The organism is Streptomyces sp. NBC_00207, assembly GCF_045160965.1.
GTDB lineage: Bacteria > Actinomycetota > Actinomycetes > Streptomycetales > Streptomycetaceae > Streptomyces.
Window position 1 is genome coordinate 852,197 of record NZ_CP130715.1, and the last position, 20,233, is coordinate 872,429.

Sequence of the window (20,233 nt, forward strand, 5' to 3'; positions counted from 1 at the left end):
CGCCGAGCACGGCCAGGGGCGGCTTCCCGGGCGCGGCCAGGTGCTTGACGGTGAGTCCGAACGTGCCCGCGGACAGGGCCGCGAGAGTGTCAGCCTCCGCATCGGTGGACTGGTGCGGTCCGGCCGAACGCGCCGTCAGGCCCACTGCCGCGTTTTGGCCAGCTGTCCGGATATCGCATGATACGTGAGTTGTACAAGGAGTCGCCCTTACGGGGGATTCGCCCCGCCCGCCGATGCAACACGGTGGGCAGGCACGCACTCTCCGAAAAGAATTGGGGACACCGCACGTATGAAGCGCCTCGCACCGCTGTTAGCGACCGCCGGACTCATCGCAACCACCCTGTCCCAGCTGGCCGTTCCCCAGGCATCCGCTGCCCAGTCCACCCCCGAGTACATGAACCAGAAGCCCGCCTGGCACCGCTGCAGCGCAGACAAACCGGCGACCTACGAGTGCGCCACCCTCAAGGTGCCGCTCGACTACCAGCGTCCCGAAGGGCGCACCCTGAACCTCGCCATATCCCGGATGAAGAGCGAGAACCCCGCCAAGCGGCGTGGCGTCCTCCTCCTCAACCCCGGCGGCCCCGGGACGCCGGGTCTCTACCGGCCGATACGGACGAATGCCGATATGCCCAAGGACGTCCGCGACCGCTACGACCTCGTCGGCTTCGACCCGCGCGGCCTCGGCATGAGCAGCCCGATCAGCTGTGGTGATCTGAGCGAAGCGGAGGTGGGCGCCGGCGGGGCGTACCGGCCCGAGACCTTCGCCTCGGACGTGTCCTGGGCGCGCGGAATCGCCGACAAGTGCCGTGAGAAGTCGGGCGATGTGATTCCTTACATCACCACCCGCAACACGGCGCGCGACATGGACGTCATCCGCGCCGCACTGGGCGAGCGGACGATCTCGTACCTGGGCTACTCGTACGGGACGTACCTCGGCGCGGTGTACTCCCAGATGTTCCCGGAGCGCACCGACCGTTTCGTCCTGGACAGCGGCGTGGACCCGGGGCGCGTCTGGCGCGGCATGATCCAGGCGTGGGGGACCGAAGTCGAGCCCGCGTTCGAACGGTGGACGCGGTGGGCGGCGGAGCGCTCGGACACCTATGGGCTCGGCGCCACGCCCGAGGCGGTCTCGGCCACCTTCTGGGCGCTGGTGGCACGGGCCGACCGGGAGCCGTTCATCCACTACGGGGAGAAGGTGACGGGTGACTACATCAGGGCCGAACCGTCGCTCTTCTTCGATCCCCACGCTGCCTCGGTCGTCATCAAGTCCATCAAGGCATCGGCCGACAAGGTGCCCCAGCCGCCGGGTGCCACCGATCCGGGCGGCACGGTTCCGGGCGCGGGCGGGAAGGGCGCCGACAGGAAGGGGCCCGGCGCGCAGTCACCGCTCGGCGGCGTCCGGGCCGCCGGCCCGGACGTCGACGCGGGAGCGGCGTCGGAAGATCCGGACGCCACTCCCGCCGGCAACGCCACCGCCGTGTACTGGTCCGTGGTGTGCGGGGACACGGACAGCTGGCCCCGCGATCCGGAGCAGTACGCGCGGGACGCGGCGCGGGACAAGGTGAAGCACCCGTTGTACGGGGACTTCGCGTCGAACATCAAACCGTGCGCCTTCTGGCAGCGGCCGCTGGAGCCCGCCACGCCCATGAAGACCCGGGCCCATGTCCTTACCGTGCAGAACGAGTGGGATCCGATGACCCCGCTCGGCACCGGCCAGGGGCTGCACCAAGCGCTCAAGGGGTCGCGGATGGTGCTGGCGCTGGGGGGTCAGGGGCATGGCGTGTATCTCTCCAACCCCACGGCCTGCGCCAACATACCCGTCAACACGTACCTGTCGACGGGACGGCTGCCCGCGAAGGACGTGACCTGCCACAACCCGCCGCCCACCCCGGATCCGGAGGGTGCCGGAACCCGCTGACGACAGGGCCCGGCCGCCCGGCCCCGCTGCAATCGGCTGAACCCGGTCAAGCGGTCAGCCGCGAACCCTGTCCACAAGATGCCCTCCACGCCCGACACGTCCGTCCAGGGCTCCGGCCACTCCCGTGCCTTGGCCAGGTCCGTCATCATCGGGCAGAGGCAGAGCATCTACGGCGCGGTCAGGGCCTGCTCGGAGAACAGGTTCTCCAGCAATGCGCGCCGCTCGGCGTACGGGCGCGTGGAGGGCTCCTGGCCGTCCTGCTGCAAGAGGTCGAAGGCGACGAAGCAGGCCGGCCACCGGGCGGCCAGGGCCAGGGCGCTACGGGCACGGGTGGCGGCCCGGCGCTACAACGCTTCAAAGGACAACCGGCCGGCCTCGGCGTCCCAGACGACCAGTTCACCGTCGAGGACCAGGCCGGGCGGCAACTACGCCTCGGCGGCCGCCGCCAGGTCCGGCCATCGGTCCTTTACCAGCGCCCCGCGACGGGTCTGCACCAGGACCGTGCCGCCGGGGCCGGCCGCGGTGAACAGCAGCGCCCGGTGACCGTCCAGCTTCTGCTCGTACGCCGCCCCCGCGCAGCTGCTGCTCCGCGACGGACGGGGCCCAGGGGCGGGCGTGCCATGCGTGCCGCAGGTAGGCCCGGAGAGCCCGGCTCGGCCGATCTTGCTCGTCGTCGGCGGGCTGGCCGAGGTAGGCGCTGATCACCTGGTCCAGCTCGCCGTAGCGGCGGTCGAAGTCGATGGGCTTCATGGACATCGGGGACGGTCTCTACAGGCAGATCGGGACGGTGGCGTGCACGACGAAACCGTGGGGCGCGGCGGGCTCGCGCCGGAGCACGACCCGTGCGGCCCGTACGTCCACCGCCCGCGCCCGGCGAAGGCCATGGCCTGGAGCAGGACGCGGCCGACCGGATCGGGGTGGGAGGGCCAGGGGTGAGCATGGGTTCCCCGGTTCGGTGGGTCTGATCAGGTGGGGTCGAAGTGCCAGATCATCGCGACTTCGGTGTCGTTGACCGCAATCAGACCGGCGTCCCAGCCGTAGCGGCTGAACGGATCCGTCAGGCGGACGGGCTGCTCGTAGAAGTCCGGGTTCGCGCCCTTCCAGCCGACATTGGAGTAGAAGCGCGTGCCTTCGGGGAAGCGCGAAAGGATCAGGCGAGCCCGGCGTTCCATCTCCGGCCGATGGTGGTCGAACTCTGCGGCATTGGCCACGTCCAGGCCGGGAATGCCGAGCAGGACCAACAATGACCGGACCGACTCCCGGGGCAGCTCGGTCACTCGCGGTCGGAAGCGCACCGCGTCTGCCGGCGTCGTAGGGGCTTCCACGAAGGGGAACAGTGGGTCGTCCAGACGTTCGAACTCGTCCTCGTCCGGATCGAGCGACAGCCATCCGCGAGGGTCGGACGTCTGACCGTGCATGATCGCGGCAACGTCCATCCACCACTCCTCGTGCTCACGCCGGGCGACCGAGACGGCGGTATAGCTGTACTGGTACAGCTCAAGAACGTCCGACCATGCCTCCGCAGTGAGTTCAGTCATTGGCGGTTTCCCGGTGGGTAGGCGGCGGTTCGGGTGAGCAAGGACTTCCCCCGTCAGGTCGGAAGGTCAGAAGGATTCGAAAGTCCAGATCAGAGCGACTTCGGTGTCGTTGACCGCGATCAGCCCTGCGTCCCAACGGCTTCGACTGAACGGACTGGTCCCGTTGACCGGCTGTTCGTAGAAGTTCGGATGCTCGCCCTTCCAATCGACGTTGGAGTAGAAGCAGGTGCCATCGGGGAAGCGCGAAAGCAACACCCGGGCACGGCGCTCCATTTCCGGCCGGCGATCCTCGAAGTCACGGGATTTCGACACATTCATGCCTACGACTGCGAGAAGGACCATGAGTGATTGAACCGAGGACCGGGGAAGTTCTTCGACGGAGGAATTGAAGCGTTGCACGTCCGCTGTACTGGTGGGAGGCTCGATCCAGGCGAACGCCTCGACCTCGCGGTCGACATCCTCCTCGTACGGGTCGAGTGAAGCCCACCCTCGCGGATCGGCGGTCTCACCGCGCATGACCGCCGCGACGTCGAACCACCACTCCACGTGGTCACGTGGGGCCACAGCCGTGAATGCCCAGCGGTCCTCGTACAGTGCCAGTCCGTCTGCCCAGGCGTCCGCCGTGAGATCGTCCATTGTTCGCTCCCCTATTCAGGCATCGACGTGAGGACGACGAAGGGCGGGTTGAGGTTCGGATCGTACTTGAGGCGAGTGCTCACCCCATGGGCGTCATGGACAGGTCCGGCCTGGGACGGGCCCACTTTCTCCGAGGTCCGGCCTGTCAGGATGAACGCTGCCGCCGGATCCGGTGAATCGGGACTCCGGCGCTGTATTCGCTGCATGCTCCACCCCGAAGAGCCCGAACCGTGGGACGGCCCCTGGGCCTTCTCGCTTTGAGCGACCGGCCTTGGCCCCGTTCGTGCATCGAAGTTGTCCACTGGGGCCAAGTACGGTGCTCGGTCAACGTTGTAGTTGGCCCGCGGCGTGACGACGCCGGCCGCTGATCTGCTGTCGCTCAGTGCCGGCGGGCGCCCCGGATTCGACCGACGATGGCCGAGGCCTGCTCCGGGTGCACCTCCAGCCACGTTCCGAGGTGTTGCTGGACGGCTTGTCCCACGCAGGTCCGTACTGGTGGGTTGCCCAGCACGCCGTGGGTGGAGCCTTCGAACTCGGGATGGTCCAGCTTCACCGACACGACGGCGGTCAGGCCCTCGCCGATCCGATCGACCGCAAGCCCGGGGTCCGCTTCTGTCAGCAGCAGCCGCGCCCGCGCGTACTTATTGACCGCGGCCGTCACCCCGTCGCGGAAGCCCAGCTCGTGCGTGCCTCCGATGGTGGGCCGGCTGTTGGCGAAGCTACGGACCCGCTCCTCATGGGAACCAGACCAACGGAAAGCCACCTCCACCGTTCCCGCCATCCGCGGGTCCTCAAGCTCGAAGGCGATGGCCTCCGTGAGGACGGGCGCCGCCGTCTCGGCGTCGAGGAAGGCGACGAAGTCCCGGGCCCCGGCCGGGAACCGGAACCGAGCCGACCGGGACTCGCCCGGCTGACGCCGGTCGATGAGCGAGATGTCCAAGGCCCGGTTCAGAAAGGCCAGCTCCCTGAAGCGCTCCGCCAGTGCGTCGAATGAGAACTCTGCAGTTCCGAAGATGTCTGCGTCGGGCCAGAAGGCGATGGTTGTCCCGCTGCCGGTCGCTGTTCCCGCCGCACTCAGCGGGGTGACGGCCACGCCGCGCGCGTACTCCTGGACCCAGCGGATTCCATCGCGCCGCACCTCGGCCGTCATCCGGCGCGACAAGGCGTTGACGACGAAGGGCCCGACACCGCAGAAGCCGAGCGTCACGTCGTGGCGGCCGCCGGGTCCCGCTCCTGCTTGCATGCTGGTGAGCAGGGCTTCGAGCCCTCGACCACCAGTGCCGCCCGCCTCATCGATGGGCACTCCCGGCCCGTCGTCAGTGACACGCACGCCGCCGTCGGGCGTAAGAGCAACCTCGACGGAGCCGGCTCGGCCCGCCAGCAGCTCGTTCACCGCCCGGTCGGCGACCTCAAACACCATAGTGTGCAGCCCGCGCTCACCTGACGAGCCGATGTACATCCCGGGCCGCTTCCGGACGGCCCTCCACCCCTCCAGCACCTGGATGTGGCTGGCGTCGTATCCGGTGGTTTCCTCGCTCACGATGTCCCCTCCCACTGGTGCCCCGCAGAACCTCCCAGCCTAGGCGAATCCCAGGAAAGTGCCAGGTCAGAGCCATTCTGTCGAGAGGTCAGCCGGACGACTGAGCGTCTGCCCGGGAGTGGCTGGCCCACGGGGTGCGGACTGTGGCCAGAGCCCCGCCGACAGGTCGCCGGGGCCGCATACGCCCCCATCCTCGTCGGCCGCCAAGCACCCAGTTCCACTACAGCTCGCGCCACGCGCAACGCCCATCCGCCTCCTTGATCCGGCCCGTGTGGCGGCCACCCCGCCGTGCGCACGCTCGTTGTGAGTTTGGCCTGCTTAGAGGTCCTAACAAAGACGTTGGGCGTGGCGGTGGGTGATGAGGCAGGTGGCGAGGCCGAGGATGGCTTCGTGGATGTCGTCGCGTCGTTCCCACCAAACTCGGAGCCGGCGGAAGCCGTGGAGCCGAGCGATGTTCCGTTCCACGACCCACCGGTAGACGAGACCCCGAGGCCGGAGCCGTGTGGGACGCGCGGCGGGCGATCCCGGGGTTGACCCCGGTCGCCCAGACCAGCCGACGGTACTTGTCGTGGCCCGAGACCAGTCCAGCGACGTGACGTCCCTGGCGCAGGGGGTCCCGGGCCCGGTCGCGTTGAAGTCGAAAGTGTCGATTGTGAGCCCCTGGGGCAGGGATCGGTGAACGCCATCCCGGCGAAGGTCGTCGCGTCACCGTCATTCCTGCACGGGTCGGTCGTGGTGTTCGCCCCGAACGCCTACCTGATGGACCGCGAGGCTCCCAGCTCATGCGGCCGAACTTGCCGTTCGGCCGCACGATTTGGGGGCTACTTGTCGCAGGCGATGCCGTCGCCGTCCTTGTCGAGGGCGGACCGGTAGCCTGGCTGGCCCTTGCGGATGGGCGCCGCACCGGCCGCCTTGGCGGCGTCGCAGTTCTTGTAGTAAGCGCTCCCGCCCCCGCCGGTACCGGAGGTCCCGTCAGCGTCCTTCTGGGTTGGGGCCGGGCTCTGCGTCACCTCGGCGTGGAGCCGGGTACCGGTGGCTGCCGGGCACGTTCTGCCGGGCGCGATGAGGTGGAGGGTGGCGTCGGCGGGCGCCGCTCCGGCTTCGGGGCTCTGGAAGCAGACGACCCAGTTGGGGTGATACGAGGCGAGGGGCACATCGGTGTAGACGCTCTGGGCCGTGACCTTGGCCACCCCGGCGCCCTTGAGGGCCTTCTCGGCCTGATCGAACGGCATCGAGACCACGTTGGGCAGCGCAGGAGCCGCGCTCGGGGACGCGGCCTTGCCCGGAGCAGCGGCGGAGGAACCAGGCGAAGCTGTCGCAGCGGCGGCCGCCCCAGCCTTGGCGTCGTCCGCGGCCTTGTCGTTGCCGCCGGAGAACAGCACGATCAGGAACCAGAGGCCCGAGAGCACGGTGGCAACGATCTTCTTGCCCTGCGTCCACCCCGTCATCCAAGCCAGCGCTATCCCGAGCGGGGGCAGCAGCACAAGCGCGGTGATGATCACAGCCGGGCGCTGCCACCAGCGCTGGGCGGGCTGCTGGGGATAGGGGGCGTGCTGAGCAGGCGGCGAGTACGCGGTTCTCCTGGTGACGGTGTGACAGATGTTCATACCGCAACCATTTTTGATCAAGATGTCTACACATGCCACAGAAATGACCCATTCCGGATCTAAGGGCGCCTGTGGGTCGGACTTGTCCTCAGGAACGACGTCATGGGCGCGGTGACGGGATCCGTGCCTCTCTGTCCCATCGCGGACCTACTACGACAAGAAGATCGCCCAGGGCGAGCACCACACGCAGGCCCTGCTCTGCCTCGCCAGACGCCGGGCCGACGCCCTCTTCGCGATGCTCCGGGACGGAACCTCCTACGAACCGCAGCCTGTTCGAGCGGCCGCTCCGCAGACCTAGACCATGGTCAGGAGGTGATCCGTGGGGCCGTAGCGGATCTCCCAGTCGATATAGACACCGCAGAATCCGTCCGCTATGCACCGAAGGCCGACTGTCACCCAGCGGACCGATCCGTCCCCGCCGAGGGAGAAGGCGACTGCGGCCTCGAACTTGTCCTTTCCGCACGGACAGTAGGCCGGGCCGGACCTCTCGGTCTCCCAGGAGTCCTCCTCCCAGTAATCCTCACTGTCTGCGATGAACGCACGGCTGCCGCAGCCAGAGCACTCCCGCTCTGCTCCACAGTCGTTCACCAGCACGAAGAACACCCGGCCGCCGCAACCTCCACAGATGGAAGAAGCGATTCTCACCGGGCGGTCATCGACAGCGCCCCGGAGAAACACCGCGAGCTCAGCAGGGACGCCCTCGCCAACCTGATCATCAGCATGCACAAGCACATCGTCCCAGACGCCTTGAAAACCCTCCGACCACCTTGACCAAAGACATAGGGGCACCCCCCGAGGCAGCGCAGAGAAGGTACGAAATCCGACGCATTACGCCGGCATCGACGCCGCCCTCATCGGCGGCCGAGGGCTCGGGAGCTGAAACGACATCACGTCGCACCTGTCCCGGCGATATACCGTGTGGCCATGTCAGCGTTCATACAACAACTCCCCGCCCTGATCGGCGTGGTGATCGGCGCCCTCGGGTCGTACTTGGCGACCACGCGCGGCGATCAGGCCCGCTTCCGTCGCGAGCAGGCGGCCCAGTGGGATGAGCGGCGGCTGACGGCCTACGCCGACTACGCCAGGTCGCTGAAGAAGAGCGTCACCCTGGCCTACCGGATCGCGGCGCACCTCGGCAACGACCCTCACCCGCATCCCTTGTCGCCCGAGGAAGCGGCGCCGCACCTGGCCGATGCCACCGATGCCCGGGATCCGGCCGGGGAGGCACTGTTGATGCTCGGCACTCCGGACGTGGTGGACAAGGCCCGCGCGTGGGTCGTCGTGGTGATGGAGATGGAAGGATTCCTGCGCGACCGGACGCATGGCCCGGAGGCCTGGTCAACCCTGCTCAAGCGCCAACGCGCCGCACGCGAGGGGTACTACACCGCCGTCCGGCGTGACCTGGCGCTCCCGCCCGGCCACTCCGGGGAATGGCAGCTTGCCCCGCCCCGCACCCCCTGACCTGACCTGACCTGTCCTGTCGGCTCCTGTCCTGTCTCAGGCGAGTCCGACCAGTTCGGCGATCGTCCCGCCGAGCACCCGGTCGCGTACCTCGCCCGGGCCGGTGACCCGCTCCACCATCGCCCGGGTGAGGACCGGGTCGCCGTACGGGGCGTCCGAGCCGAACAGGGTGCGGTCCGGGATCTCCCTGATGGCCAGCCGTACCGCGAAGACGATGTTGGCCGTGGACAGTTCCAGGTACATGTTGGGGGTGTCCCGGACCAGCTCGACAGCCTCCATCCAGTTCAACCCTCCGAGTTGGCTGACCACCAGCGGCACCCTCGGGTACCGGCCGGCGAGCGCCGACAGCTTCCTAAGATCGGCCGCCGTGGTCGGTGCGGATCCGTGTACGACGACGGGCAGCCGGCCGTGATCGGCCGCCGCCCGGAGCACCGGTTCGATCATCCCGGCCCGGCCCGGCGGCGGCGTCAGCTCGCCGATCCCGTGCAGCCCACGCCCGACGACCTCGCGTTCCACGGTCGCGGCGATCTGTTCCGGCTCCAGGTCCAGCGGTACGGACAGGAAGCCGATGAACCGGTCCGGCCGTGCGGCAAGCGCCGCGTCCCATTCCCGCCGAGCACGGCGATGTCCTTCGGCCGTGCCCGCCCGACCCCCGATGGCCTCTTCCAGGATCGCCATCTCCCGGCGCAGCGAGGCCAGGTCGCCGGCCCGCTCCGGGTGTGGGCGGGTGGCGAACAGCACGGCGCGGTCCACACCGGCCTCGTCGAGCAGCCCCACATGTGCGTCGACCGGGTCGTGTACGTGGCTGTGCGCATCGATGATCATGTTTTGCCCTCTCCTTGACGGTCGGCGGGCCGGAATGCGGCCGACCAGTGCACTGTTGCTCCCTGACACGGTGGGAAGGTCAAGCTGGAGGGAGCTGGTCGGTGCTGATCGGGGAGCTGGCGCGTCGTACCGGCGTCGGCGAGCGCCTGCTGCGCTACTACGAGCGGATGGGGCTGATCCACTCGGAGCGCCGCGCCAACGGCTATCGCGAGTACGACGACCAGACGGTGGAGACGGTGCGACGCATCCGCGCCCTGCTCGCCGCCGGCCTGCCGACCCGCATCATCCGCCAGGTCCTGCCGTGCACCTTCGACGAGGCGGCGCTGCGCCCCTGCCCTGGCGTGCTCACCAGCCTCCGCGACCGGCTGAACGTCCTCGACCTGCGTGCCGCCGAGCTGGAGACCGCGCGCCGCCTGCTGCGCCAGACGATCACCGCCACCGAGAACGCAGCGGACTAGGACCGCATCCGGATGGCGGGCGGTCGAGCCCGCGCACCACCGCGCAGAGGCCTCGACGGGGAGGGTGACGACCGGATGCCCGAGGCGAAGACCTCGCTGCTGCCGATGACCGGAATCCGGATCAGACCCTCAGAGGGTGGTGTCCGGGTGCCTGTGGTCGATCGCAACGAGTTCGACTTCGAAGCCGTCCTCGTTCTCCAGGTACGCGGCATAGTGCTGCGCACCGCCTGCGTGCGGATGCCGGTCGGGGAACAGCAGATGCCAGCCGTGCCCGGTCGCTTCACGGGCCAGCCTGTCGGCCTCGGTGTCGTCCTCGACGTGGAAGGCCAGGTGGTTCAGCCCCGGCCGGCAGCGGTCGTGCCGGTCTGCGGTGAGGGCCGGGGACTGTTCGAGGACCAGGTAGGTCGTCCCGAGCCGCCAGCTGCGCCCGTTGCCCCAGTGCTGGAAGAGGGCGTACCCCAGTTCCTCCAGGAGCCAGCCGAACGAGGCGACCGCGCGGTCGAGGTCCGGGACCCACAGCTCGACGTGGTGCAACGTCCCGTGGGTGGGCCGGTTCAGAGGGCCACCGCCTCGGGTCGTACGAGGGGACGGCCGCCTTCGCAGCGGGCTCCGCCGCACTGGACGGGGGCGAGGTGGTGGCGTGGGTTCACAGGCTGATCACCTGTCGAACCTACCCCTCCGGGTGCCGCGCAACCGATCGAGTGACGTCCGAAGGCAAGGGCATGTCGGCCGTGCGTGCCCGGCTCCCACGGTTGAGGCTGGAGGCACTGTCCGGACCGGAACCCGATGTGAGCACACCACCCATGAGCACATCATCCATGCCCCACACCCAGTTGGACGAGCGCTACAGCGACAAGGACGCGGCGGCCGTCCCGTGGCCGACCGCCGTGTCGCAGCTGACCGAGGCCGAGCTGTACTGGCTGACGACCGTACGTCCCGACGCCCGCCCGCACGTCACGCCGCTGATCGGGGTCTGGGCCGACGGCGCGCTGCACTTCTGCACGGGTCCGGACGAGCGCAAGGCCGAGAACCTCCGCGCCAATCCGAACGTCGTGCTCACGACCGGCACCAACTCCCTCCACCGGGGTCTCGACCTGGTCGTCGAGGGCGAGGCGACGCGCGTGACCGACTCCGGGCGGTTGCGCACGCTCGCCACGGCGTGGGAGACGAAGTACGGCGCGCAATGGCACTTCGACGTCGGCGACGGCGTCTTCGTCAACCCCGAGGCCGGGGAAGCCGCGGTCTTCGCGGTCTCCCCGCGCACGGTCTTCGGCTTCGGCAAGGCCCCGTACAGCCAGACCCGCTGGCGCTTCGCCTGAGGTTCGGCGCCGAGCGGGGCAGAGCGGGCGGGGCAGGGCAGGGCAGGGCAGGGCACCTAGAGGCTGAGGGCGTCCTCCGCGTTGTCCACCCAGGCCGTCACGGAGTTCTTGTCCGGCGAGACGTAGAGGCCGGGAGTCGACGCCTTGAGCGGGGTCTGCTCCAGATCCGACTCCGTGTTCATGGTCATCCCGATCGAGTCGACGGTCTTCCCCTTGCCGTCGTTGGCGCCGCCCATCAGCCCGGCGTACGCCGACTTCCCCGGGTCGAGCCTGATCGCGTCCTCGATACCGGGAGCCGTGCCGCGCTCCGTGGCCTGGCCGTCCAGGCCGCCGAAGGTCACGATCGGATGCCCCAGTACCCTGCACGCCTTGGCGCCCTTGTTGGTGATCTTCAGCAGGTAGCTGCTGGTCGTCGGCTCCGCCAGGGTCGCGGTGAACGTCACGTCGAAGGTGCTGCACGGGAAGACGTCGAAGTCGGGGTCGGTCGACGGCTTCGACGGCTTCGACGGCTTGGCCGACTTGGCCGGCTTCGGAGTCGTCGACGGCTTGGACGGCGCGGACGGCGCGGCAGGCGCGGTCGGCGTCGCGGACTTCGTCGGGCTCGCGGACGGCCCGCCGGCCCCGCTGCCCGCCTCGTCATCGGTGGGCCCACAGGCAGTCAGGGCCAGTGCGGATACGGCGGCGAGGACGACTGCGGCTCTGCGTACGGTGCTCATGGCGTTGGGTCCCCCAATGAGAAGCGCGAGGTGCGCCGGGCTGGGCTGAGCTGAGTGGGATCGAGCTGGGGCTGTCCCGGGGTGAACCGGGGTGAGCCGGGGTCGTGCTGAGCACCAGCGTCCCGCAGAACCTTCACAGCTTGGTGACGGTGTCTTGCCGAGTCCACTACGAAGGACTCGGCGCGCCGCCCGTCCGACGCGGTCGGCGACGGGAGCCCTCGGCGGCGAGGGCGGTGCGGGCTAGCATCTGCGTCCATGGTGATGAGACCCGAGGAGAACGGCCGTAACCCAGGGACGGCTTCCGCCTGGCGCGTCACCGTGCTGAAGCAGGGGCGGCGCAAGGCCGGCCCGCCGCCGTACGAGCCTTCGCACCGCCGGGGTCAGCCGCTCGCCCGGCGGGACGACCTCCGGGTCCACGGCACCGCCGGGAAGATCAGCTGCATCGACTCCTCCGGCCACACCCTCTGGACCGCGCCCTGTTCCGGCAAGCCCAACGCCGCCCACATCTCCCGCGGCCGGGTCCTCGTCACCACGGACTCCCTCGCGTACACCGCCTGGGGCAACCTCGGCCCCGCCCTGCTCCTCGACCTGACGGACGGCACCCTGATCACCGAACTGCGCGGGGAACGCGGTGCGGCCTTGGGCGGCGGCCGTTTCCTCCTCGGGCTGGAGGGCTACGACGCCTTCGACACCTGGGAGTACGACCGCGACGGCACCCTGGTCGACTCCTGGCGCAGCTACGGCCACTACGTCATCGGCACGGGCATCCGCGTCGTCGAGACCGACCGCAACCTCCCCACCCGCAGCCGGGTGGTACGGCTGCTTCCCGGCGGCGCCATCGAACGCGGACCGCTGCTCACCGACCCGCAGGCCCCGCGGCCGCTCGTCCTGGCGGACGGCACCCTCCTCGTTCTCGACGCCGGAGTGCTACGGGCCGTCAGCCGCCGGCTGGAGGACGCCGTCCTCGCCGAGCTGCTTCCCGTGGACCCCGGCGAGGCCTGGCGCTACCACGGCCACCTCCACCGCGCCGGTGACAAGGTCACGGTCTCCCTCGCCGAGCAACACCCCGACCACCCCGCCAAGCACACCCTCCACACCTGGACCCTCGCCCTCCATCCGGCCCGGTGACCGCCCCCGGCCCGCGGGGCGGCCCCCAGGACGCGGGGCAGGCGGGGCTCAGCGGCAGAGGGCCGTGTCCACGAGGCTCTCGAGGTGCTTCGTGGCGGCCCCGCCGGTTGGGATGCTGGTCACCGCGATGCTGGCGGCGCGGCCGTCGTCGGTGACCCCGCCCCGGGTCTCGTACCCCGTGATGTCTCCGCCGTGGCCCCAGTAGACACCGCCGCACGACAGCGGCCTGCTCATGAGCCCCAGTCCGTAGCCGGCGCCGGTGTCCCCGATGGGGACGGTGGTGCGCATCTGGGCGAGCTGGGCGTCCGGGAGGAGGAGGCCGTCCAGGAGCGCGGCGTAGAACCGGTTGAGGTCGGAGTTGGTGGAGATCATCTGGCCTGCCGCCCAGGCCGCGGAGGGGTCGATTTCCGTGACGTCGCGCAGTGGAGCACCTGCCGAATCCCGGTGGTACCCCTGGGGATGGGCTTCTCGGACGGCCATGTCGCCGGCGGCGGGGAAGTAGGTGTGGCGCAGCCCGATGGGCTTGATGACGCGCCGGTCCACCTCCTCGGCGAGGGGCCGGCCGGTGACCTTCTGGATGATCAGGCCGGCCACCACGTAGTTCGTGTTGCTGTACCCCCAGCCCTTCCCGGGGTCGAAGACGGCCTTGCGCCGGAAGGCGATGTCGAGGAGGTCGCGGGGTTCGAAGTACCGGTGCCGAAGGATGTCGTCCTCGACGAGGTCTTCGTATTCGGGAAGTCCGCTGGTGTGCTGGAGGAGCTGACGGACGGTGATCTGACGCCCGTCGAACCCTTCCCCGCGGACGAGCCCCGGAAGGTAGGCGTCGACCTTCGCGTCGAGATCGATCTTCCCTTCACCGACGAGTTGCAGCGCGACCACGGCGGTGAACGTCTTGGTACTGCTGCCGATCCGCACCTGACCGTCCCTGGGCACCTTCGAACCGGTGGCCAGGTCGCCCACCCCTGCGGTGTAGGTACGAGTGCGGCCTTCACCGTCCTTGACGCTGGCCAGCGCTGCGGGCAGGCCGTCGGAGTGCACCAGCGCGTTCAGGCCCTGCTGGACGGTGTCCGGCCGGGTCGAGGCGGACGCCGCCGGTGGCGCCAGCCCGCCCATCGCCATCACGCCCACGGCCGCGACGGCGACGGCGACGGCGCCCGGCACGGCTCTGCGCCGGCCGCTCCGCTGTCGCCGGGACGAACCAGACCTGCGCCATGTCTGCTGCTCGCGCACGAGTCAACTCCTACGGAATCATCGGGAAACCAGCGGTGAGTGCCGGTCCCACCTTGTCCGCATTCGGCCGCGCGCAACGAGCCTGCTACCCGCCGGGCCCCAGGTGGGGCTAACCCCCGGTGCGCTCAGCCGGAGGAACGGGGCGCGCGTCACCCGGCCGGGGTTTCGAACTCCCGGATCTTGTCGGCGGCGGAGAACACCTGTTGCCCGCCCGAGTCGAAAGCCATCAGGTCCCCTGCGGTCCCGGGCTTCAACGCGTAGGCGAAGAATGCCTTTCCCTGGTGTGCGGTGATATCGACGGCCTGCGATGTGCCGGACGCGGATCGCGCCACAAGGCGGGCGACGCTGGAATCCGCCGCTCCATAAATCAGGAGCACATTGGGATCCAGCCCGTCCAGCGCAATGTTCACCGGAATTTCTTTCGAAACCGGGGGTTCGCATCCGCTGCCCGCCGGCTTTCCGCCGACGGTGGCCTGCGTGCAGAGTTTCCCGTCCGCGGAGACGAGGTCCACCCGCCAGGTGGTGCCCTCCATGGCGCCTTGGCCGATCACCGCGACATGCGTCTGCCCCGGGTCGGCACGGGCAGGGGGCGGCTCGTGCGCCGAACCCGCCTCCGTGCACCCCGCAAGAGCCGACAGGAGACAGAGCAAGCCGGCAAGGCGGCACCTCCGCGAAGTCACTGCTTTCCCTCCCGCATGCGTGGAGCACGGCCGGCCCCGGTCCCGGGGCCGGCCTGCTGCCCGACTGGCCTGGTCAGGCAGTGTGCGCCGAGGCGCAGGGGGCGGAGGCGTCGCTGCCGCTGTTGTTCTTGCCGTACCACCGCAGGTAGTAGGACGTGCTGGTGCTCACCCCGATGCCGCGGGGGTCGGTCTGGTACTGCCCGTCCGCCGCGTAGCTGTAGCTGGAGAACACCTTCGAGCTTCCGCTGGTCTTGACGAGCTGGGTGTAGAAGCTGCGGGCGGCGCCGCCCGAGCAGCCGCTGCCACCGATCCGGATACTGCCGGAGGAGGGTACGAAATCCCCGCTGGCGTGATAGGAACCCGATCCCCACGACTGCGAGAACGCACTCGCGGGCGATGACGCGAAGACGAACATGCCGACGGCCGCTGCAGCGACAGCGGCGACGCGTGTAGTGCTACGCAGAATTGTCATGCAAAGGATTCTCCAGGTGTTACTTGGCACCGCCAAGCGGTTGACCCGCCAATGGCCCGATCACGCCTTGTTGACACCGGCACCCGTCCTGCTGGCAAAGGGGAACCGGTTGGGGGGCAGAACTCGTTGGCGCGTTCCGGCTCGCCACTTCCGAGACAGGGGCCTGGCATTCCGGCCACACCACGGCCGGACCGTGGAGCAGGTTTCGGATCCGGCACGCATTCCGACCCGGACTGCTGCCCGCGCGATCAGCCGCATTCGAAGCAGTGCGAGTGGCCGATCACGGAGAAGCCCCGGCGCTCGTACCAGTGGCGCGGCCAGTCCGTCGCATCGGCGGTCAGGAAGCGGGTACCGCAGCCCTGGGCGGCTGCCAGGCGCAGGGCGGTGCTCAGGACGGCGTCGGCGTAACCGTGCCTGAGGTGGGCCTCCGAGGTCATCAGGTCCTCGATCTGGGCGGTGCCGGTCGTCGGGTCCAGGTAGAGGTCGGCCCATGAGGCGACCTCGCCTTCCGCCGTGCGGGCACCGATGAAGTGGACGCCGTCGGCCCCGCGGCGGCGAACCTCGCGCCGGTCGACGAGGTGACGCAGGACCTCGTCCTCGACGGTCGGGAGGAGACCCTGCCAGCGCCGGGTGAGCGGGGCGCGCAGGGCGTCGAGGTCCACTTCCTCCGCGGTTCCGCCGCCGGCCGGCACCGGGCCGGTGTGCAGCATGACCAGGTAGGTGGAGTGCGTGTATCCGGCGCGGATCAGCGGCTCCGCACACACCGTGCCGGCTTCGTCGTCCAGGACGGAGATCAGCCGGTGCGGCAGGTGCCCCAGTGCCTCCTCCGCGAGTGCGGGCACCGCCCCGGGGTCGATGTCGACGGCGGGCGCGTCGATGACGACCTGGTTGTTCGCACGGGAGTGCGCGAAGGAGTCGTCGTACGCGGCGAACCCGCCGGGCAGGTCGACGGTGCGCGCGGCCTGGCGGCGGGCGAAGGCCGACAGGAAGGTGTTGATCCGCTGGAGTTCCGATCCGGGCATGGGCGGAGCCTATGCGTCCGCGGGCCGGGGCAGCCTCCGAATTACGCGCCGTACGGCGGGCGCGCGTGCGACTCCTGCGAGCGCTGCCGGGACGGCCCCGGGCAGTGTCCGGTCATCCCGCCGTGCTGCCGCGGTTGTCCTCCACGTGGACGACGTGGAGTTCGGTTCCGTCCCGGTGGCGCTTGGATCGTCCGTGGAGACCGACCGCGATGTCGGAGCGGTCCTCCGGCTCGTCCGGGCCGACGTAGGTGAGGACGTCGTGGTGGTGGCCGGTGACGACCCAGCCTTCGGCCTGGTTGAGGTCGATCACCGCGAAGTCGGCGGCCGGGGATCCGACGTGTACGGGGCCGAATTCCTGCAGGATCGCGGTGGCCTGCTCGGCGAGCGCTCCCTCCGGGGCGGTCAGCACGACGCACGTGCCCTGCTCGAACAGCACCCACGAGTTGCGGGGGTTTATGAGGATCCGCCGCCAGACGTCTATGAGCATCTCGTTGTCCATGGCCGTCATCCTGCCGCAGAGCACCGACACGGGCCGGCGATCCGCCGAGAGCCCCGTGGCATGAGCGGTCCGCTCCGGTCCGGTCCGGTCGGTTGCACAGCGGCGGCCCGTGTGATCATGACCGTCGGCACATCCGCACCTCATGGGGGGACCATGCGCACCCGCACCACCACGGCCGCGACCGGCTTCGTTGCCGCGCTCGCGGCGCTGCTCGTCCTGGCCGGCTGCACCACGTCGAAGGGGAGCCCGAGCGCCGCGGTGAGTTCCGTGGCCAGCGTGCCCCCGCAGAGCGGCGGGCCCGGCACCGGGGCCGGGTTCGAGGGGCCTCGGCCGCAGGATCAGAACCTCTTGGCGTGGACCGGCGACCCCAACGACGCGGGTCACGTCACCGCCCAGTCGGCCGCCGGGGTCGGTGGGCGGGTCACGCTGGTACGGATCGTCCTGCGCGAGCAGATCACCTGGTCGAACATCTGGCTGGGCCTGGCCGGCATCGACCCGAACGCCCAGCTCGCCAACTGCTACCTCGGGGTGTACGACGCCACCGGCAAGCTGGTCGCGGCCACGCCGGACGTCTCGCCCCAGCTGATGACCGACGCGATCGCCAAGCCGCTGGCCCTCGGCAAGCCGTTCACCGCCACCCCCGGGACCTACTTCATCGCTCTCCTCCTCAACGGGAACTGGGCCACCAACGCCCTCACCCTGAAGTCCACGGGCGCCGGCATCTCGGTCAACGCAGGTCTGACACCGCCCAATCTCCGGTACAGCACGATCCTGACCGGCCAGACCTCGCTGCCGGCCTCCGTGAACCTCGCCGAGCAGTCCACGAGCACCATCAACACCGGATGGGCCAGCCAGTGGTACGCGATCTCCTGAGCCCGAGTCCCGGCACCACCGGATCGCGACAGCCTGACAGCCGGTCCCCCACGTGGCGCCCGTGACCGGCTCGTCGCCGTGGTCGCCCGACTCGTCAGTCAGGGCCTGCGTGGCCATGTTCCCCGCCGCCCACGTCACGACGCCTTCCCTCGGCGATATATGCCGGTGAGTGACTTACCATGTCGGCATGAGTGATCGCGCGATGCAGGAACCGACCCTCCTCCTCCTGACCGCGCTCGCGGACGAGCCCCGCCACGGGTACGCGATCGCGCGCGAGGTGGAGTTGATCTCGGGCGGCCGCGTCAAGATGCGGACGGGCACTCTGTACGGGGCCCTGGAGCGGCTCCTCGGCCAAGGACTGATCGAGGTCCACGAGGAGCAGATCGTCGACAGCCGGCTCCGGCGTACCTACGGCCTCACCGCCGCCGGACGGGAGAGTCTGGCCGCCGAGGCGCAGCGGATCGCCGCCACCGCGCGCGAAGCCGCCCGCCGACTGGGCGTCTCCGGCGAGACGGCCACGGCGTGAGCCGTCGCCTGCTGCGCCTGTATCCCGCCGGTTTCCGCCGCGCCTTCGGCGACGAGATGGCCGAGGCCTACCGGGAGGCGACCGAGGGCGCAGGCCCGTTCACCCGCCTGCGGGAGGCCTGCGACATCGTGGCCCACGCGCTGCGGCTTCGCCTGCGGGTGGGGTCCGCACAGCGCGGCGGGCGGCTTTTCGCGGCCGCGGTGCCCTTCGCACTGGCGGCGACGGGCGCGCACGCCGCGTTCCGGCTCGCCTCGACCCTCAACAGTGCCTACGTCACCGGGCGCCCCGACTTCGAGGACCCGATCGGGTACGCGATCAACGGCTGCTACCTGCTGACCCTCGTCGGCGCGGTCGGCGCGCTGAGCGGCCGCTTCGCATCCGGGGCGCGGTGGATGTTCGCCGGTGCGGCCGGAACCGTGGCCTGCCTGCTGGTCGCGGTGCTGCCGGGCGCCCTGGACATGCCGCTGGAGCACGCGGCGTACCTGGCACCGCCCTTGCTGGTCGCCGCCCTTCCGCTCCTCTGCCCTCCGGACCTTCGGCCGCCCCGCCGGATCAGGAGCGCCGCGGGCCTCATGGCCCTGATGATCTGGGCCCCGCTGACCGTGGTGATCCTCGCCCTGCTGGATGCGAGCGGCCTCGGCATGATCGTGCCGTGGCGCTTCGCCGTGCTCGTGTCCGCCGCGCTGGTCCTGGCGGGGCGCCCGGCCCTTTCGGGAGTGCGCACCGGCGGCCAGTTCGCCCTGGCCGCCGCGCCCTTCCTCGTCACTGGCCACTTCACCGGGGTGGTGGGCGAGGAGACCGCGCTCCCCTGGCTCGCGCTGCTCGCGGTCACAGGCCTGGCCGTGCGCCTGTGGCGCCGTAGGACCCCGGGCACGACCGGCCGCGCCTGAGCCATAGCGGGTCTGAGCAGTACCAGGTCTGAGCCGTACCGGGTCGGCGGCCCGCGGCCCGCGACGGTCAGGTGTGGCGGTCGCTCACGCTGACGCGGATCTTGGACTGACCGTGGCCGAGTTCCTCCCAGTCATCCATGAAGCGTGCCGCCAGCCCGTGCCGGGCGGCGAGGTCGACGAGGGTCTGGGTCCGGTAGTAGAAGTCCTCGCGCAGCACCTGGTGTTCGGTGCCGGTGGTGCGGTCGAAGGTGAAGTCGAAGTGACCCCCGGGCGCCAGGACGCGGCCCACGTGGGCGAGGCACTCGTCGATGACGTCGATCGGTGAGTGCGAGAACACGCTGTGGGCGTGGACGACGTCGAAGTGCCCCTCGGGCAGGAAGTCCAGCGTGAGGTTCTTGGTGATCGTCAGGTGCGGGAGCTTGGCCTGCAGCCCGCGTTCCGTCAGGGTGCCCTTCGCCGCGATGAGGATGTCCGGCGAGATGTCGATGCCGTAGTAGTGGCCTGCGTCGAGGTAGTCGATGAAGTGCCAGCCGGCACGGAGGTTTCCGCAGCCGATGTCCAGCATGCGCGATCCGGGCTTCAGGCCGTGCCCGAGCAGGTAGTCGAACTGCATCCGCCCGAGCGCGAGCCAGCGTTCGTGGGTCTGGCTGCCGACGGCCGCCTCCGGGTTGCGGCGCGTGTCCGAGGCCATGACGGCCCGGTAGTAGCTCACGTGGTCGGGGTGCTTGAAGGCCAGCCACCGGTCGCGGGCCGCCCGCTTCAGGTACGGCGCGATGCGGTGCGGACGGCTCGCGGCGTAGCGGACCTTGTGGACGAGGGATTCCCGGTTGGCGGTGAGGTTCTTCCTGGTGGCCATGAGCACTCCGTCTCCGTCGCAAGGCGAACTCCCGGCGGT

23 protein-coding genes and 3 pseudogenes are annotated in these 20,233 nt (G+C 69.9%); 9 read left to right on the forward strand and 17 right to left on the reverse strand.

Going from position 1 to position 20,233, the window contains the following annotated elements; translation table 11 throughout:
* Positions 1 to 289 precede the first annotated feature (289 nt).
* Positions 290 to 1,918, forward strand: a complete 1,629-nt coding sequence (locus OG472_RS04410) for an alpha/beta fold hydrolase (RefSeq protein WP_405940934.1) — start codon at positions 290 to 292, stop codon at positions 1,916 to 1,918.
* 167 nt (positions 1,919 to 2,085) lie between these two features.
* Here the strand turns inward: OG472_RS04410 and OG472_RS04415 are convergent, their stop codons facing one another.
* The 7 genes and pseudogenes from OG472_RS04415 to OG472_RS04445 form a co-directional block, all read right to left on the reverse strand.
* Entirely contained in the window at positions 2,086 to 2,232 is a 147-nt protein-coding gene (locus OG472_RS04415) for a hypothetical protein (protein WP_405834767.1), read from the reverse strand.
* Positions 2,233 to 2,491: 259 nt separating this feature from the next.
* Positions 2,492 to 2,674 (reverse strand): annotated as a pseudogene (locus OG472_RS04420) (hypothetical protein); the annotation flags it as partial.
* A 209-nt stretch (positions 2,675 to 2,883) separates the two neighbouring features.
* On the reverse strand, positions 2,884 to 3,456 hold the full coding sequence (locus OG472_RS04425) for a hypothetical protein (protein ID WP_405940935.1): 573 nt from the start codon (positions 3,454 to 3,456) through the stop codon (positions 2,884 to 2,886).
* Between the two features lie 66 nt (positions 3,457 to 3,522).
* Positions 3,523 to 4,092, reverse strand: a complete 570-nt coding sequence (locus tag OG472_RS04430; protein WP_405940936.1) for a hypothetical protein — start codon at positions 4,090 to 4,092, stop codon at positions 3,523 to 3,525.
* A 379-nt stretch (positions 4,093 to 4,471) separates the two neighbouring features.
* Entirely contained in the window at positions 4,472 to 5,551 is a 1,080-nt protein-coding gene (locus tag OG472_RS04435; protein ID WP_405940937.1) for an ATP-binding protein, read from the reverse strand.
* A gap of 408 nt (positions 5,552 to 5,959) precedes the next feature.
* Positions 5,960 to 6,203: pseudogene (locus tag OG472_RS04440) on the reverse strand (transposase); the annotation flags it as partial.
* Between the two features lie 250 nt (positions 6,204 to 6,453).
* Entirely contained in the window at positions 6,454 to 7,239 is a 786-nt protein-coding gene (locus OG472_RS04445; RefSeq protein ID WP_405940938.1) for an excalibur calcium-binding domain-containing protein, read from the reverse strand.
* 139 nt (positions 7,240 to 7,378) lie between these two features.
* Between OG472_RS04445 and OG472_RS04450 the strand changes: the two are divergent.
* Positions 7,379 to 7,537 (forward strand): annotated as a pseudogene (locus tag OG472_RS04450) (IS110 family transposase); the annotation flags it as partial.
* Here OG472_RS04450 and OG472_RS04455 read toward each other — a convergent pair.
* The gene (locus OG472_RS04455; protein WP_405940939.1) at positions 7,534 to 7,965 is read right to left on the reverse strand and encodes a hypothetical protein; all 432 of its coding nucleotides are present in this window, start codon (positions 7,963 to 7,965) and stop codon (positions 7,534 to 7,536) included. The pseudogene OG472_RS04450 and the gene OG472_RS04455 overlap by 4 nt on opposite strands.
* Positions 7,966 to 8,163: 198 nt before the next feature.
* On the opposite strand from OG472_RS04455, the gene OG472_RS04460 reads away from it, so the two are divergent.
* Complete coding sequence (locus OG472_RS04460) at positions 8,164 to 8,700, forward strand: hypothetical protein (RefSeq protein ID WP_401602879.1); 537 nt, start codon at positions 8,164 to 8,166, stop codon at positions 8,698 to 8,700.
* 36 nt (positions 8,701 to 8,736) lie between these two features.
* Here the strand turns inward: OG472_RS04460 and OG472_RS04465 are convergent, their stop codons facing one another.
* Positions 8,737 to 9,525 (reverse strand): amidohydrolase family protein, encoded by a 789-nt coding sequence (locus OG472_RS04465; protein ID WP_401602881.1) that lies wholly within the window; start codon positions 9,523 to 9,525, stop codon positions 8,737 to 8,739.
* A gap of 101 nt (positions 9,526 to 9,626) precedes the next feature.
* Here OG472_RS04465 and OG472_RS04470 point away from each other — a divergent pair, with 101 nt between their 5' ends.
* A complete protein-coding gene (locus OG472_RS04470; protein WP_405940940.1) occupies positions 9,627 to 9,983 on the forward strand; it encodes a MerR family transcriptional regulator in 357 nt (118 codons plus the stop codon).
* A 129-nt stretch (positions 9,984 to 10,112) separates the two neighbouring features.
* Here the strand turns inward: OG472_RS04470 and OG472_RS04475 are convergent, their stop codons facing one another.
* Positions 10,113 to 10,541: a VOC family protein gene (locus tag OG472_RS04475; protein WP_405943139.1), complete on the reverse strand. Its 429-nt coding sequence runs from the start codon at positions 10,539 to 10,541 to the stop codon at positions 10,113 to 10,115.
* Between the two features lie 245 nt (positions 10,542 to 10,786).
* Between OG472_RS04475 and OG472_RS04480 the strand changes: the two genes are divergently transcribed.
* Entirely contained in the window at positions 10,787 to 11,302 is a 516-nt protein-coding gene (locus OG472_RS04480; RefSeq protein WP_405940941.1) for a pyridoxamine 5'-phosphate oxidase family protein, read from the forward strand.
* A 56-nt stretch (positions 11,303 to 11,358) separates the two neighbouring features.
* On the opposite strand, the gene OG472_RS04485 is transcribed toward OG472_RS04480, so the two are convergent.
* Positions 11,359 to 12,018, reverse strand: coding sequence for a DUF4232 domain-containing protein (locus OG472_RS04485; protein ID WP_405940942.1), 660 nt, complete (start codon positions 12,016 to 12,018; stop codon positions 11,359 to 11,361).
* A gap of 255 nt (positions 12,019 to 12,273) precedes the next feature.
* Between OG472_RS04485 and OG472_RS04490 the strand changes: the two genes are divergently transcribed.
* Positions 12,274 to 13,146, forward strand: coding sequence for a hypothetical protein (locus OG472_RS04490; RefSeq protein ID WP_401602888.1), 873 nt, complete (start codon positions 12,274 to 12,276; stop codon positions 13,144 to 13,146).
* A 48-nt stretch (positions 13,147 to 13,194) separates the two neighbouring features.
* Here the strand turns inward: OG472_RS04490 and OG472_RS04495 are convergent, their stop codons facing one another.
* The 5 genes from OG472_RS04495 to OG472_RS04515 form a co-directional block, all read right to left on the reverse strand.
* The gene (locus OG472_RS04495; RefSeq protein WP_401604472.1) at positions 13,195 to 14,265 is read right to left on the reverse strand and encodes a serine hydrolase domain-containing protein; all 1,071 of its coding nucleotides are present in this window, start codon (positions 14,263 to 14,265) and stop codon (positions 13,195 to 13,197) included.
* A gap of 260 nt (positions 14,266 to 14,525) precedes the next feature.
* Entirely contained in the window at positions 14,526 to 14,909 is a 384-nt protein-coding gene (locus OG472_RS04500; RefSeq protein WP_405827907.1) for a hypothetical protein, read from the reverse strand.
* 220 nt (positions 14,910 to 15,129) lie between these two features.
* Complete coding sequence (locus OG472_RS04505; RefSeq protein ID WP_401602892.1) at positions 15,130 to 15,528, reverse strand: hypothetical protein; 399 nt, start codon at positions 15,526 to 15,528, stop codon at positions 15,130 to 15,132.
* Between the two features lie 248 nt (positions 15,529 to 15,776).
* Positions 15,777 to 16,550, reverse strand: coding sequence for a GNAT family N-acetyltransferase (locus OG472_RS04510; protein WP_405940943.1), 774 nt, complete (start codon positions 16,548 to 16,550; stop codon positions 15,777 to 15,779).
* Between the two features lie 112 nt (positions 16,551 to 16,662).
* Complete coding sequence (locus tag OG472_RS04515) at positions 16,663 to 17,058, reverse strand: hypothetical protein (RefSeq protein ID WP_401602896.1); 396 nt, start codon at positions 17,056 to 17,058, stop codon at positions 16,663 to 16,665.
* Positions 17,059 to 17,202: 144 nt separating this feature from the next.
* On the opposite strand from OG472_RS04515, the gene OG472_RS04520 reads away from it, so the two are divergent.
* From OG472_RS04520 to OG472_RS04530, 3 genes are all read left to right on the forward strand, one after another.
* Positions 17,203 to 17,922 carry a hypothetical protein gene (locus tag OG472_RS04520; RefSeq protein WP_401602897.1) on the forward strand — a complete coding sequence of 240 codons (720 nt, stop codon included), beginning with the start codon at positions 17,203 to 17,205 and terminating at the stop codon, positions 17,920 to 17,922.
* Between the two features lie 187 nt (positions 17,923 to 18,109).
* Complete coding sequence (locus OG472_RS04525; protein ID WP_401602899.1) at positions 18,110 to 18,448, forward strand: PadR family transcriptional regulator; 339 nt, start codon at positions 18,110 to 18,112, stop codon at positions 18,446 to 18,448.
* On the forward strand, positions 18,445 to 19,338 hold the full coding sequence (locus OG472_RS04530; RefSeq protein WP_405940944.1) for a hypothetical protein: 894 nt from the start codon (positions 18,445 to 18,447) through the stop codon (positions 19,336 to 19,338). Before OG472_RS04525 ends, OG472_RS04530 begins: the two co-directional genes overlap by 4 nt.
* A gap of 67 nt (positions 19,339 to 19,405) precedes the next feature.
* On the opposite strand, the gene OG472_RS04535 is transcribed toward OG472_RS04530, so the two are convergent.
* Positions 19,406 to 20,194: a class I SAM-dependent methyltransferase gene (locus tag OG472_RS04535; protein ID WP_401602901.1), complete on the reverse strand. Its 789-nt coding sequence runs from the start codon at positions 20,192 to 20,194 to the stop codon at positions 19,406 to 19,408.
* Positions 20,195 to 20,233: the final 39 nt, after the last annotated feature.